The organism is Pseudescherichia sp. AS216, assembly GCF_037152055.1.
In the GTDB taxonomy this organism is placed as follows: Bacteria; Pseudomonadota; Gammaproteobacteria; order Enterobacterales; family Enterobacteriaceae; genus Pseudescherichia.
Genome location: NZ_JBBCMV010000002.1, coordinates 14,807 through 28,932 on the forward strand (window position 1 = coordinate 14,807; position 14,126 = coordinate 28,932).

Genomic DNA, 14,126 nt, shown 5'->3' on the forward strand with positions numbered 1-14,126 from the left:
TTTTTAAAGGGAAAAAGCAGACAGGCGCGGCGGCGCGCGGGTATCGGGGCAGAGCCAGGGAGAGAAGTGCCAGTGGCAGACGGCGGGCCGCGGTGGCGTTACCCGCAGCCTGAGCAGCACGCCACAGAGCAGAACGATAAGCGCAAGGATCACCCCTGGCACATGGGCTAACAGCACGCAGTAGCCGCACGCCTCGGCATGGTCGACCGGCGTGCTTTGCGATGCGGGCGAATGCTCAGGCATGGCGTGATGGTCAGGCATCATCGACATCTCGTGGTGCATGCCTGGCATAGCACTCATGGGATCTTTCTGCAGCGCAACGGAGATCAGCGGCGCAACCACGATCAGCAGGATCGCAAACAGCGCGGTCAATGCCGCTGCGCGTTTCCATGTTGAGTGATGCATCAGATTAGCCACTAGCCCTCCGGTCGAGAGCCGACATTGTAAAGGATTTATAACGTGGGGGTTAACAGATCGGGCGCACAGGCATAAAAAAAGGGGCCAGCCTACAGGCCAGCCCCTTTTTATCAGGATGTCGCGAAAGCGAACCTTAGTTCAGACGCTTTTAATTTACCCTATTGATAAATAACATAAAGTTATATTTTACAGTAAGTTAAGTGTATCACTGGTGCAATCAAGTGCTGTCACAAACATGCTAGGTGGGCACTATATGGACATGATGGACACTGGATCGGCAATAGGGTTAAGTGCTGCGGCTTCCTCAAGATGGCTAGGGGCGAAATGAGCATATCTCATCGTTTCCCGGATGTTAGCGTGTCCCAGAATTTTTTGGAGGACAAGGATGTTGCCGCCGTTCATCATAAAATGAGAGCTAAAAGTATGCCGCAATACATGCGTTTTTTGACCCTCAGTAAGTTCGATATCTGTTAAGGCCAGCATCTTTCTGAACTCCTGATAGCACGGCTTAAACATTCTGCCTTGTCGCGGGGATAGTTCATCATAAAGCCATTTGGGGATCGGAACGGCTCTGTTCTTTCCGCTTTTTGTCTTAGTAAAGGTGAGTTTATAAGGAGAGAGCTGAGAGCGAATTAGTCTCTGCGCTTCTCCCCATCTTGCCCCTGTTGCCAGGCACACTTTTACGATAGTGGTGAGATCATTCTTTCCATACTTTTCACAGGCCCGGAACAGTTCAACAATTTGAGGAGCCGTGAGCCATGACATTTCTTTGTCGGCTTCTTTAAAAACCCTTATACCATCTAAAGGGTTTGGCAGGCTCCACTCTCCTAAGCGCTTAAGCTCATTAAAAACCGCCATTAAATATTGTTGTTCCCGGTTCACTGTAATGGGCTTCACCGCCCAGTCCGCCGGGTCTTTATGGAAGCCATTATCGATCTCGCCACGAAGACGGCGATCGCGATAGTGCGCCCAATCTTTGGCGGTCAGTTGAGAAGCGATAGGATTGCCCAGGCCATTACATACGATGTGCAGCTTCGCCAATCGAGTCTTGCTAGCAATCAACGCCTGTCCATGAAGGTTATGCCAAAGCTCAATTATCTCACTTAAGCGCCTGCGATCTTCTTTCTCACCCATCCAGGGCTTATTTTGGGCTTCATCACGATAATATTGCTCGTACGAGACAGCCTCGCCTTTCGTGGCGAATTTTTTTCTAATACGGCGGCTGTCTTTCCCATCGACACGGAAATCGGCAAGCCATTCTCCAGAGCTGAGTTTTTTGATTGCCATAGTTTTATTTAATTAATTGATGTGCAAATTTCACTACGCCGGGATGCCCGCTTTCCAAGTAGCAGCATGAGCTAAAATTATCAGTCCATTCGTAGCCATCACTCCCAATTATTTCATCAGGGTTAGCGGTTCCTGCAAAGCTATGAGCTAGCTGGAATACTTTTTCTTTTGTAACAGTGAAAGAAAACTTTTTATCTTTTAAGTAGCGTTTTTCATGTTTAGATAAATCAAAAGATAAAGGAACAATGGTTACATTGACTTCTTTGGCTGGAGTTTGCAGCAAGGTCCTATATGCGGCATAGACTGAGGCTTTGTACGATGCTACTTCTATAGTTGTATCGCTATCTCCTGAAAAAACCTTTGGTGAGATTTGGATTTTTAAGGGGGCTTCAGATATCACTTTGAAGGTTCCGGCATCGTTGGAGTAATCATTGTATTCATCCATGAGGGCCGTTACGGTCTTGAACTGCTGAGGCGCGGCCGCAGCAATCACTGGCAAAGCTATAAAAAAGGCAGTCAGTATTCTAAGCATATTAGCAAACCTCTAATTAATTGTTTTAATTACCGTACCACGGCATGTTACATCATCAACCATGCACTGGAACGATATGCCTGAAGTGGAGCTAACTGTGATTTTATTTCCCGGAAGCCGCGTAATATTATAAATATCTATTACCCCATCAACATCTAGAAGGCACAGCCCATTAATAGGTGTGTTCTCTTTCATGTTAACCAACCAAGAAACCGGGCCTTTCACTATATAAACGCAATCTTTATTTACGTTAGGTACAACGTTTGAATCAGCAACTGTGTTGCCTTTATTTTCCAGCCTACCATTTTCTAAACTAAGCAGGGGGATCGAAATCATATGTGATGCAGCTTCATTAGAAGTGGTTAATGTATTGCTTGGATTGCCTTCCCCGGTAGCCAACCATTTCAAGTCCACTCCTGTATCAAGCGCACAGGCAACAACAACGTCACCAGGGAAATGGTTACGGCGTACCCACGTGCTTATAGTTCCGGAAGATAGCCCCAGGAGATCGCCAAGTTGTTTTTGCATAGTGAAGCCATAGGCTAACAGTAAGCGATGTAGTACGGCCTGGCCGCCGGATTCCAATAAAGAGAAGTAGGTTGTCCCCTTATTGAAAGTCTTCCCTTTCTCTGCACCCACCAAGCTTGCATTTGCAAGCTCACCCTTAAGAAGCCAGTCTAGATCTGCACCTGTCTCCTGGGAGCAAACCATCACATACCTAAATGGAACACTATCCCTTGATACCCAATTACTTACAGTAGACTTTGGGGTATTCATACGGTCAGCTAATTCTACGTTTGAGCCTACACCATACGCCTGTCTCATACGGGACAGGACGGACTGAGCACTTTTATTGCCTTCACCCACAATTAGAATCCTTTGATATGTGAGATTGACAGGCCGCATTATGCGGTATAGTCTCTCTCATAGTTCCACAAATGCACGCCAATGCACTAAAACAACAACTAACCGGAGATAATCCCCCATGACTCCACAAATTGCAATCCCGTCAGGCCCCGATCTGATGACGTACGAAGAGTTTGCAGTACAGTACGGCTACAGCGTCCGCACCGTAAAACAGATGGTTGCTGATGGTGATCTCCTTCTCATGCCGCGCAGGAAAGATGGTGGCGCAGCCCGTATCAACATGGTGGCTTTTCGTGGTCGCTTATTACAGCAAGGTATTAACTGCCGCTACGTTGCTGCCTAACCATCTTGATTATGCAAGTTGAAAAGGACTTATTGCATGTTAGATTTTCGAGTTTCGTCACATGCTCACTTTGATGATGCTTGCAGAAAGTTCGCTGCAACTCACAACGTTAAAGAGCTGGCAGTAAAAGCGGGTATCAAGGCGCATACGCTTTACAACAAGCTCAACCCTGAGCAGCCGCATCAGTTAACACCACGTGAGATATGGGCGCTGACTGACCTGACTGAGGACTCAACTCTTGTTGACGGGTTTTTAGCTCAGATTCATTGTCTGCCTTGTGTACCAGTGAACGAACTGGCACCCGAGAAAATGCAAACCTATGTTATGCGAGCAATGGGCGAACTCGGCGCGCTGGCAAGCGGTGCTGTATCAACGGAACGGCTGACGCCAGCCCGTAAGCACGGAATGATCGAGTGCGTTAATTCCGGTATCAGAATGCTGACGTTAACGGCCATCGCACTGCAAGCACGCGTCCAGGGCAACCCGGCAGTAGCCAGCGCTGTAGATACTGTCAGCGGTATCGGCGTAACCTTCGGCCTGATGTGAGGTGAGCATGAAACATGAGCCTTCATTCGCATCGCTGCTTGTACGTCAAAGCCCATCTATGAGCTACGGCCACGGCTGGATCATGGGAAGCGACCGTAAGCGCTGGAATCCCAGCCGCGACCAGTCGGCATTATTAAGTGAACTGCGCACTGCGCGCCCCGCGTCGTTTAAGCGCCGGGTTAAAGCTTTTTTGAGGTTGATATGATTAACAACATGTCCGCACCAATCAATGCAGGTGCGATGCCGTTTAATAATGCTGGTTGTGCTGATGTGCAGCCGGAGAAGATGTCCGGCGAGGAGTGTTTCGCCCGGTTTCATCAGAAACTAAAAGCCACGCAAAACGGTGCGCTGCGTAATTTCAACAAGCTGGATGACAACTTTAAATTCGTTGTCATGACGCTGGCAAACCGCAACGAGCCAGGCGCGTTTAAAAGCGATGAGGTCGGGAAGCCGTTTGAATATTTCGACCAGTCCCGCCGGTTGTTGTTGATTAAGGCGATGAACGAAATAGCACGCTGGGGTGAAATATTACCCCGTCGTTTCTCGCTGCATGAAAGCGTACTACCTGAGTAATTAACCCCAAACGAAATTAATGGCGTAAACCCGCCGGGCATTCTTTTGCCTAAATTCTGGAGAAATGAATATGCGTAATACCGAAACCCGCAATTTCAAAGCCGACAACGATGCGCTGACCGTCTTGCTGGCCGCCGCAAAAAACGAGGAACGCAAAGACCGCGCTCTAGCTGTTTCAATCCGTCTTGAGTCGCTGGCTATCCATATCACCCAGCAGGGGCTGAACGGTAAAGAAGCCGCCGAGCTGCTGCGCCGTGAAGCGGCCCGCTTTGAAAATGAATCTCAGGAGCTGCACTAATGGCCGACTCAATGGATCTCGCACAGCAGCGCGAACAGGAAAATCGTGATCGTCATATCCACAACGCGCGTAGCCGTCCGGTTGCGCCTTCTGCGTTTTTCTGCCAGGCGTGCGGGGGCGATATTCCTGCTGAGCGCCGGGCTGTTATTACGGGCGTGCAGTGCTGCGTTACCTGTCAGGAAATCGCTGAACGGAAAGGTAAGCACTACAACGGAGGTGCAATATGACCGCCAAAACCCCGCTGAAATGGGCGGGCAGTAAAGCCCGACTCATGCCGCGCCTGCATCCCCACCTGCCAAAAGGTCAGCGCCTTGTTGAGCCGTTTGCCGGTTCTTGCGCCGTCATGATGAACACGGAATATGACGAATACCTGATCGCTGATGTAAATCCTGATTTGATAGCGTTCTACAAAGCTATCGTTGATGACCCGTGTGATCTGATTGACCGTGCAAAGCACCTTTTTGCAACCTTCAATACTGAGCATGGCTATTACGATAGTCGTGATTCCTTCAATCATGACTGTGAGCCTGAATGGAAATCAGCACTTTTTCTGTTTCTTAATCGTCATGGTTTTAATGGCCTTTGCCGCTATAACCAGCGCGGCCTTTTCAACGTCCCGTATGGGAAATATAACAATCCGTACTTTCCAGAAAAGGAAATTTTAGCTTTTGCAGAAAAAGCGAAACGGGCAACTTTTATCACCGCTGGTTATATGGAGACGCTGTCACAGGCGCGGGGCGGGGACGTTGTTTATTGTGATCCGCCTTATCTGACTGAGTCATCAAATTTCACCGCTTACCATGGCGGCGGCTTTACGCATCTTGATCACGGCAAGCTGGCGCGTAAGCTCAGGAAGCTGGCTGGCGAGGGCGTGAACATCGTTGTCTCAAACTGCGACATTGATACTGTGCACCTGCTATATGCCGGATTTGATTTTGTTCGACTGAATGCCCCGCGCAGCGTTGGTGCCGCAGCTGCAAGTCAAAAGTCTGCCCCTGAGCTGATAATAAAGTCAGTCTCAAAATCCCCAATCGTCTTTTCGGGTGTTGATCTCGCGGCCGCTTCTGCTGATTTTTCATTTTTCCATATGGCGCAACCGTGAGCAGACTGGCCTATGCATGGAACGCGCCCCGCGAAGCTATCGCAAGCCCGTACCCGACCCACGCAGAACAGCACCGCCGCGATCAGCAGATTGCGGCGTTGCTGCGTGCGCGGCATGAGCTGGAGTTACAGCCGGATTGCGTACGTTACGACGTGCGCCGCCGGGCTGATGAGCTGGAGCGCCACCACGGTTTAGCGCGGGCCAATGCCTTTCTGGTGAATTTCACCCGGAAGGCATTGCCACGCCTTGAGCTGGTTAAGAATAAATACAGCATCGCCGGGATCGAGACAGAAGTTTCCTGTGCTGCGTTCGGCGGCCAGTTTAACGCCGCTGACGTGCGTTTTATGGCGTCCCGCCTGGTAAATATGACGGGCCGGTTTAACCGTCTGCCGGATATGTCAAAGGCCGATATCGATCTGCTTGCCGGTGACATTTCCAACTTCATAATCTCCGAGCTGGGGACTATCGAGGTGGAGGCCGGCAGCGACCTTAAAATCCTGCACGCCTCCTACCACTGCGCCGCCCGTATCACGCGGCATTTCAGAAATGCGCCGCCGCTGTGGGAACGCATCACCACTAAATTTGTGACAGCTGAGGATGTGGCCCCGGCTACCCTGCGCATGGCCTCAGAAAAATGGTGGAGAAACCGCCTTCGCCGCGTTGCATCAGACTGGCGGGAGCATCTGCAAATCGCCATGGGTAATGTCAGCAAAACCCGCACAGCATACGCGAGCAAGGTTTGCGTAATGGAATGGCGTGAGCAGCGGAAACGCACCCGTGAATTTCTCAAAGGAATGGATCTTGAAGACGAACAAGGCAACCGTATTAGCCTGATTGAGAAATACGACGGCAGCGTCGCTAATCCGTCTATTCGACGCGGCGAGCTGATGAACCGAATTGATGGTTTTGAAAAAATCAGTAATCAGCTGGGCTATGTTGGGGAGTTCTACACCCTCACAGCTCCGTCAAAATTCCACGCTACAACCCGTGCTGGATACCGTAACACGAAATGGAATGGGTCCAGCCCGGCAGACACGCAAAGTTACCTGACAGGACTGTGGGCTAAAATCCGCGCCAAACTTCACCGTGATGGAATCCGCGTATTCGGGATCCGTGTGGCCGAACCTCATCACGATGCTACGCCGCACTGGCACATGCTGATGTTTATGTTGCCGGAGGATGTGGCACGCGTGCGCGCAATCATCAGTAAGTACGCCTGCAAGGAAGACAGGCAGGAGCTGAAAAGCGACAAAGCCCGTAAAGCCCGTTTTCACGCAGAAGCTATCGACCCTAATAAGGGGCGCGCTACTGGTTATATCGCAAAATACATATCTAAAAATATCGATGGCTTTGCGCTGGATGGTGAGCGCGACGATGAAAGCGGTGAAATGCTCAAAGACTCTGCCCCCGCAGTTTCAGCCTGGGCCGCCCGCTGGCACATCCGGCAATTCCAGTTTGTAGGCGGCGCGCCGGTTACGGTTTATCGCGAGCTGCGCAAGATGGCCGACACCGAAACGGCTCACGGCCTCAGTATTGAATTTGCCCTGGTACATGACGCAGCACATGAAGGTGATTGGGCTGGTTACGTTAACGCCCAGGGCGGCCCGTTCGTGCGCCGTGACGATCTACAGGTGCGCACATGGTACGAGAGCAGCGATTCGGTCAATGAATACGGTGAGGAAATAGTACGTGTGAAAGGTATTTACGACACCGAAGTTGGCGACGGCTCGCCAATTATAACCCGCGTTGTGCAGTGGAAAATTGTGCCGAAGCGGGCCGTTGACCTGGCCGTTGACGTTAAGGGCGCTCCTGCGCCCTCTCGGAGTTCTGTCAATAACTGTACGGGGGATCCGGTGCTGGATCCCGGCGTCGATCTCACCCGACCACTAAACCGGCGCGAACGCAGGCAGTTAACAGAACGTTTGCGGAAGAAAAAAACGGCTACCGGGCAAAAATTCGACCACGTTACAGAGCAGAACGCGGCCGCTATAGCCAGGGCAATCGACGAGATGCATGTTTTAACTGGTGAAACACTTAGCCAGGGAGAGGCGCTGTCTTTAATTTCCGGTGCGGTGCTGTTTATCGGTGATCGCTGGCGTAGATGTTCTGCAAGTGGTGACGTTTATGCTGCTAAAACGCCAGTCTCAGCTAGGGCGGTCAGCATCATGAGCAGGGTTCGCCAGCTTGAAAAGGCCGCAAAATAACGCTGCTAATTTACAGGTGAATGCGGTTAGCCATTGTTGCGCTTAACAATTTTCCTCAGACATATCCGATTGAAAGGTAAAAAAACATTTCACATCCCACAGTTTTTTATATACTGTGATTATATACAGTATTGTTGTGAGGGGGGATTATGATTCTGGAAGATTCAAGCCGTGCGCATAAGTGGGCCTGCGTGCAGTTCATTGCGGAAGTATCGTTGTTGGCAAATTGCAAACCGTCCGATCTAAAGCTGGCGCTTAGCCTTATCGCAGATTTAGCTCATCAAGAAAATGAAGAAACGGGAAGCAATATTTTTTACGAAGCCGAATAAGATAAGCCTATGAATGCCAAAACTTTAGTTTTGGTTTTCATGGGGTTGAACAACGAGCAAAGCGAGGCGTTAGATATGGGATTTCCATCACCGGCACAGGACTATGTTGAACTCCCACTCAACATAAACGACCTCTGTGATATCACAGGAAACGGTCGCGTTATTGAAACATCAGCAGGTTATGCGGTGATTAACCCCGCATTAAAATGTACGCCTGGTGCGGACGTTCTGATCCAGGCATTCGGGCGTACGCATTTCGCAAAAGTCGCCGGTCACTCTTTTATAACATCCGACGGCGAAGCACTGGAAGGCGAAGCACTGGATGATGTGGTTGTTTTAGGCAGGGTTACGCACCTCATTAACCGCACAATAAACGACGATAACTGCCCTGTGATCTGATGGTTTTACCATTGCCGCGCCGTTCATGCGGTTGTGCATGTCTATGGTGCATGAAAATGAAGGATCGTTAGAGGATCGTCTATGCCCCGGCCCGCCAGTTCTGGCGGGCTTTTTCATATTTCATGCACCTGCATGAAAACTATTACATGAAGCGCGCAGGCGTGGCGGGGCTACGAGCGCGCGCTTTAAGGTCAAGGCGAGGTTATAAGACTATTTTTGACCCCGGCAGGCATGCCGGGAAGGTAGCAAATCGTGCATGTGCAGGTCGCAGTAAGGTTCATTGTAGCTATGCGATGCCTGAGATAATACGAAATTCAGCGTAGCTTAGAGGGCCTTACAGGCTAGCCGTTATGGTGCGGACATTCGAGATGGAAGGCAACAAAAAATGTGCTGACCAAGGATCTGTAATTACTATAATGATTGTATGGAAGGAGTAACTTTACGAATCGCTTGCATACAGAGTGATAGAAGAGTTAAGTTATACTTCCCCCCAAAAAGATAATACAAACTTAAAAATTAGGCATACATTTTCTTAGAGAGATTAATATGAACTTCGACGCCACACCATTAAATATTAAAAATATACTTTCTGTTAAGCAGCGTTATGTCATACCAAGAAACCAAAGGGAATTTAGTTGGGAGAAATTGCAGCTTGATGAGTTTTGGCAGGATATCACACGTAATGTGAAATTAAATCCAAAGGGCGATGATTTTGAATGTAATGAGTATTTTATCGGTACAATAGTATTATCTGGAGCTGATAGTGATGACGTGTTGGAAGTTGTTGATGGCCAACAGCGTTTCAGTGTCATAACAATTTTGCTTTCATTAATATCAAGACTTTTAAGGAAATACAATCAAAACGATTTTGCAGAAGATATTTTTAAAACATACATAGTCACGGCTAATCAAACCTACAATAGAAATTCCATTAATGCTAATGGCGAATCTGTTGTTGAGAAGTTATCAAAAAATAGTGATAGGACTTTTTTTAAGCTTAGTTTTCAAGATAGAATTGATCATAAACCCAAAACAACATGTGATGAGGATAAGAAAATCCATTATGCTGGGATTTTTTTAAATAGAAAGCTTGGTAAAAAAGCTCTATGTAGTGCTTTATTAAGAGATGGCGCATCAAAATATAACAAAGAAGACTATCTTTTTTGTTTAAGTGCAGTATATAGCATGATAACCAATTACCTCAAGTTGGTAAGAATATCTGTAGGCAAAGAAGATGATGCTTATGATATATTTGAAGTGCTAAATGCTAGAGGAATAAATCTCAGCTCGATTGACTTGATAAAAAATAAAGTTTTTCAAAGCTGTGCCGAGACATATCCTGTCGATAAAGCGAGGGAAAAATGGGATTATATTATAAGTTGCATTGAAGAAAGAGACAGCAACTCAACGATGGCAGACTACGTCAGATGTTGGTGGCTCTCAAAATTTAATTATATTGGAGAAGATCAATTATACCGCGCATTTAAGAGAGAGTTAAATGATGGAGTAACTGGCTTAACTGCAACGTCTTTCTTGGATGAGCTTCATAGAGATGTTGAATTGTACTGTAAGATAATCTCTCCTGATATTGATGATTGGCCTCAGCAAGACCAAAGGCATATATTTAACTCATTAACAGCTTTTGAAACGTTCAATGTATCCATTCCGAGGCCTTTCATTCTATCTCTTCTTAGGAAAAGGAGGGATAAATCTAAGAGCTTAACACAAAAAAAATTAATTGAATGTCTGGATAAGCTTGAGAGCTTCCATTTCAAATTTAATGCTATTTGTCGCTTAAGACCTTCTGGGATAGATGCTAAGTATTCCGTTCTCGCAGTTAGTCTTGATAAAGCTAGTAACAAAAAAGAAATAGAGAAAGTATTAGGCAATGCGACTGATTATTTCCTAGCGAAACGTCCAAATGAAAAAGTATTCAATGAATCATTTATTAAAAATTTATCTTACACCAATAAAAAAACCTCTCAACGAAAACTTATAATGTATATGTTTGAAAGGTTAGAAAAGGAATTGCGAGGAACAAATGAGCTTAAGATGGATCTAGTTTCACTTGAGCATATCGGCTCTCAAAGTAATTTCGACACAGGCACGGTCGGGTTAATAGGAAATCTTCTGCCATTATGTTTCACATTGAATGAATCTAGTAAAAATTCTGACTTACAGAAAAAGGCACAAGAATACGAGAAATCAAGTTTATTGGTAGTTGACGAGTTTTTGAATGAAATTAAGTCTAGCGGATTAGAATGGAATACTGACAAAGCTATAGCTAGAACGATGTCTTTATCAGGAAAACTTTATCACTTAATTTGATATTAATGCAGGGTAGAAGCTTTGCTGCTACCCTGCTTAATATTAGAATAACACCTACTCAAGCGAGTAAGTAGCAAATTTAATTATCTCCTCTCCTGCCCATTCGTTTAGTTCTTCCATGCGCTTCTGCAATGGCAGCAGCTCGTTACGGACAAAGACGCGGGCGGCTTTCTCAACATCACCAAACCCGCCGGTGTTAGTCGGAATGATGCCCATCAGCTGCGGCGGCACTCGATGGGCGGCCAGCATGTCATCCCGGCTCACATTTTTGATGTTTAGAAACTCATCCTTTGCCGCAACCTCAGACAGCGGGATGATCTGAATGCCGTCCTTCTTTCCGTTCGGACTGTACATAAACAGGTTTCGGAAGTTGCCCGGCCCTTTCGATTTTTTTAGCGCCTCGCGGATATTGTCCACGTCTTGCTGGTTAGCCGCGGGATCTGACATGTACATGATAAAACCCGCGTGGCTGCCGTTCAGGTAATACTTCCGGCGGAACATAGTCGCGGACTCGTTCAGCAGCGTGGACGGAATGGCGGACAGGTAATCCGGCAGGCCATAAATCTCCTGGTTCAGATCCGCTTCCATCAGATGAAAGACCCGCCCCGGCGCAAACTCGTAGGGCTGCTTCTGATAGCCGTACTGCACGAACCAGTAATGATCCGGGTCAATGCCGCGCCGGGTAAACTTGGCAAGTGACGCCTCAAGCGTCAGCGTGTCGCCTAACCGGTTCACCCGCTTCTCAAGATAGGCATTCCCGAAGACAAGAAAGTCCTGGACGAAACGGCCAAATGCCTGCTTGGACAGCTGGCGGTGCGGCTTAAAAGTGCTGACCAGAATGTTACGTTTCACCTGTATTGCGCTGCTGTGATGGACCGCTGCGCGGTACGTACGCGCCAGCCCGTCCAGGCTGATGGGCGGTTCATACCACCTGTCGACCTGAACGCATTCCAGATAGTCCAGCAGTTCGCGGCGATCGAGCACCGGCACGGGGTCCCCGAATGAAAACGCCTCGGCATGAGCGCCGCCGGGTTGTTCGGTCATGGTCTGCGCGGCAGACTGGCGGCGCAGCTCCTGCGCGCCGGGCTTACGTTTACCCATCAGTAAATCTCCACAATAGTGCTGTTATTCGCCGTTGCGCCTTCCAGCGGTTCGTTAAAGAGTGCGTGCATGGTTGCCCATGCCAGATCGGCGTGGCTGGCTTCCTCGCTGCGGCTGGCCTCATACGTTGGGCGGTTTCCGCTGGCCGTGGTGCTTTTGCGGATCGCCATAAATGACTGCGCGACGTCGGTCATGCCCGCGTCAAACTCAAGGCGGCGGCTCGCGATGATGTCGTAGGCTTTGAGCACCAGGGCGTTTTTGACGTTGGGGTTGTAGACAAACTCACGGACGCCGGGGTAAAACGCTTTCACGTTCTCATAGACGCCGTGGCCCACGCCGGTCGAGTCGATGCCGATATAGGTCACGTTAAACTGCAGGGTCAGCTGCCGGATGGCTTCTGCCTGGGCGCGGAAGTCCATCCCGCGCCACTGGTAGCGCTGCAGGATGCGGAACTTGCCGCCCGGCACCAGAGGGGGCGCGATCACCACGCACCCGGCACTGTCGCCGTTCGTTGTCCCTTTCGCCGGGTCATAGCCGATCCATACGGGGCGGTTAGCGAACGGGCGAATCATCAGCGGCTCAAAGTCGTCCCAGACTTCCCAGCTGTCCACCATGCAGCCCTGCATAAGGGCCAGGTTAAACACGGACGCCAGATCGTCCATAAACACACACATCAGCAGGTTCTGGTAATCCTCCGGACTGTAGCGCTGGCGCAGCTGCTCCAGGTCGAACAGGTCGCAGCCACCTCGCACCGCATCTTCCACGGTGATGATCTGGCGATACTGGCCGTCAGCACAGAGTGCGCCCTTCGCCAGATGGCTATGGGAAAGGTCGATCTCTATCCTGTCGTGCTTTGTCCGGCCCTTGTTAAACTGAGCACCGGACCAGAACGGATAGGCGCTGTGCGTCAGGCTGGACGGCGTGGAGAAGTAGGTTTCACGCCATTTTTTATGCAGCGCCATACCGGACGCCACTTTCTGCAGCTCCTGGAATTTTGGTATCCAGAAATATTCGTCCAGATAGAGGTTTCCATGATAGCTCTGCGCGGTCCGGGCGTTGGTTCCGAGGAAATACAGCGTCGCCCCGTTTGGCAGCACCATCGGATCGCCGCGCAGCTCTACATCAACCTCTTTCGCAAACTCAACAATGTACTGCTTGAAAACGTGAGCCTGGGCTTTACTCGCTGAGAGAAAAATCTGGTTGCGTCCGGTGATGAGCGCATCAATCAGTGCCTCACGGGCAAAAAAGAACGTCGCCCCGATCTGGCGTGATTTCAGCAGGTTCCTGACGGCGTATTTATTCCCGGCTTCCCACCACTGGCGCTGGTAGTCGAACATGGTGGAGTGGAAAATTTCTTCCAGCTTCTCGATCTGGTTATCGCTGAAAACGTTTTTCTCTGGCGGCCTGCGCGGGCCTTTGTTGCGGTTGGCTACCTTCGGATTGAGGTCGGCTTCGTTGCCGCCCTCGTTAAATTTACCAATGCGGGCGTGGCGCTCAGCCTGACGGGCCAGCAGGTCAATTTCCTTAAAATCTCGCCCCTCCTTTGCGGGCTTCATGATGAGCTGGCAATAGCGCGCCGCCGTGGTCAGCTGCATCTGATCCAGAGGACCGATATCGCTCCACTTGTCACGCTTTTTCCAGCTGTGAACGGTTGCGGGTTTCTCTCCCAGCATTTCAGCAATGCGGGCGATGCGTATACCGCTGAAATACAGAAACATCGCCTGTTTTCGCGGGTCGAGGTCCGGGTTAATCGTCGTCATGTTCATGGCGTCAGACTACGGCCCCGCGTTCACCTGCGCC

The 14,126-nt window shown here is 49.3% G+C and carries 17 protein-coding genes; 11 read left to right on the plus strand and 6 right to left on the minus strand.

The annotated features are described in order from the left end of the window. Positions 1-3: 3 nt before the first annotated feature. From WFN61_RS05565 to WFN61_RS05580, 4 genes are all read right to left on the minus strand, one after another. Positions 4-405, minus strand: a complete 402-nt coding sequence (locus WFN61_RS05565; RefSeq protein WP_436880888.1) for a DUF2946 domain-containing protein — start codon at positions 403-405, stop codon at positions 4-6. A gap of 261 nt (positions 406-666) precedes the next feature. Beyond that, positions 667-1,704: a phage integrase gene (locus WFN61_RS05570; RefSeq protein ID WP_337038120.1), complete on the minus strand. Its 1,038-nt coding sequence runs from the start codon at positions 1,702-1,704 to the stop codon at positions 667-669. A 4-nt stretch (positions 1,705-1,708) separates the two neighbouring features. After that, the gene (locus WFN61_RS05575; RefSeq protein WP_337038121.1) at positions 1,709-2,236 is read right to left on the minus strand and encodes a hypothetical protein; all 528 of its coding nucleotides are present in this window, start codon (positions 2,234-2,236) and stop codon (positions 1,709-1,711) included. 12 nt (positions 2,237-2,248) lie between these two features. Then, entirely contained in the window at positions 2,249-3,103 is an 855-nt protein-coding gene (locus WFN61_RS05580) for a phage repressor protein CI (RefSeq protein WP_337038124.1), read from the minus strand. 118 nt (positions 3,104-3,221) lie between these two features. Here WFN61_RS05580 and WFN61_RS05585 point away from each other — a divergent pair, with 118 nt between their 5' ends. The 11 genes from WFN61_RS05585 to WFN61_RS05635 all read left to right on the plus strand — a co-directional run bounded on the left by WFN61_RS05585 (position 3,222) and on the right by WFN61_RS05635 (position 11,225). After that, entirely contained in the window at positions 3,222-3,446 is a 225-nt protein-coding gene (locus tag WFN61_RS05585) for a hypothetical protein (protein WP_337038125.1), read from the plus strand. A gap of 36 nt (positions 3,447-3,482) precedes the next feature. After that, positions 3,483-3,992, plus strand: a complete 510-nt coding sequence (locus tag WFN61_RS05590; protein WP_337038127.1) for a phage regulatory CII family protein — start codon at positions 3,483-3,485, stop codon at positions 3,990-3,992. 7 nt (positions 3,993-3,999) lie between these two features. Continuing rightward, entirely contained in the window at positions 4,000-4,197 is a 198-nt protein-coding gene (locus WFN61_RS05595; RefSeq protein ID WP_337038130.1) for a phage filamentation protein Fil family protein, read from the plus strand. 8 nt (positions 4,198-4,205) lie between these two features. Beyond that, the gene (locus WFN61_RS05600) at positions 4,206-4,565 is read left to right on the plus strand and encodes a hypothetical protein (protein WP_436880852.1); all 360 of its coding nucleotides are present in this window, start codon (positions 4,206-4,208) and stop codon (positions 4,563-4,565) included. A gap of 70 nt (positions 4,566-4,635) precedes the next feature. Continuing rightward, positions 4,636-4,863, plus strand: coding sequence for a DUF2732 family protein (locus WFN61_RS05605; RefSeq protein ID WP_337038133.1), 228 nt, complete (start codon positions 4,636-4,638; stop codon positions 4,861-4,863). Next, positions 4,863-5,090, plus strand: a complete 228-nt coding sequence (locus tag WFN61_RS05610; RefSeq protein WP_337038135.1) for a TraR/DksA family transcriptional regulator — start codon at positions 4,863-4,865, stop codon at positions 5,088-5,090. Before WFN61_RS05605 ends, WFN61_RS05610 begins: the two co-directional genes overlap by 1 nt. Continuing rightward, positions 5,087-5,965, plus strand: coding sequence for a DNA adenine methylase (locus tag WFN61_RS05615; RefSeq protein WP_337038137.1), 879 nt, complete (start codon positions 5,087-5,089; stop codon positions 5,963-5,965). The genes WFN61_RS05610 and WFN61_RS05615 overlap by 4 nt, the downstream gene beginning before the upstream one ends. Beyond that, positions 5,962-8,169, plus strand: coding sequence for a replication endonuclease (locus WFN61_RS05620; RefSeq protein ID WP_337038140.1), 2,208 nt, complete (start codon positions 5,962-5,964; stop codon positions 8,167-8,169). The genes WFN61_RS05615 and WFN61_RS05620 overlap by 4 nt, the downstream gene beginning before the upstream one ends. Before the next feature lie 149 nt (positions 8,170-8,318). Continuing rightward, positions 8,319-8,498 (plus strand): hypothetical protein, encoded by a 180-nt coding sequence (locus tag WFN61_RS05625; protein WP_337038141.1) that lies wholly within the window; start codon positions 8,319-8,321, stop codon positions 8,496-8,498. A gap of 9 nt (positions 8,499-8,507) precedes the next feature. Next, positions 8,508-8,897 (plus strand): hypothetical protein, encoded by a 390-nt coding sequence (locus tag WFN61_RS05630; RefSeq protein ID WP_436880853.1) that lies wholly within the window; start codon positions 8,508-8,510, stop codon positions 8,895-8,897. 546 nt (positions 8,898-9,443) lie between these two features. Next, positions 9,444-11,225, plus strand: a complete 1,782-nt coding sequence (locus WFN61_RS05635) for a DUF262 domain-containing protein (protein WP_337038144.1) — start codon at positions 9,444-9,446, stop codon at positions 11,223-11,225. A 54-nt stretch (positions 11,226-11,279) separates the two neighbouring features. Here the strand turns inward: WFN61_RS05635 and WFN61_RS05640 are convergent, their stop codons facing one another. After that, positions 11,280-12,326 (minus strand): phage portal protein, encoded by a 1,047-nt coding sequence (locus tag WFN61_RS05640; RefSeq protein ID WP_337038147.1) that lies wholly within the window; start codon positions 12,324-12,326, stop codon positions 11,280-11,282. Then, positions 12,326-14,092 (minus strand): terminase ATPase subunit family protein, encoded by a 1,767-nt coding sequence (locus tag WFN61_RS05645; protein WP_337038150.1) that lies wholly within the window; start codon positions 14,090-14,092, stop codon positions 12,326-12,328. The genes WFN61_RS05640 and WFN61_RS05645 overlap by 1 nt, the downstream gene beginning before the upstream one ends. Positions 14,093-14,126: the final 34 nt, after the last annotated feature.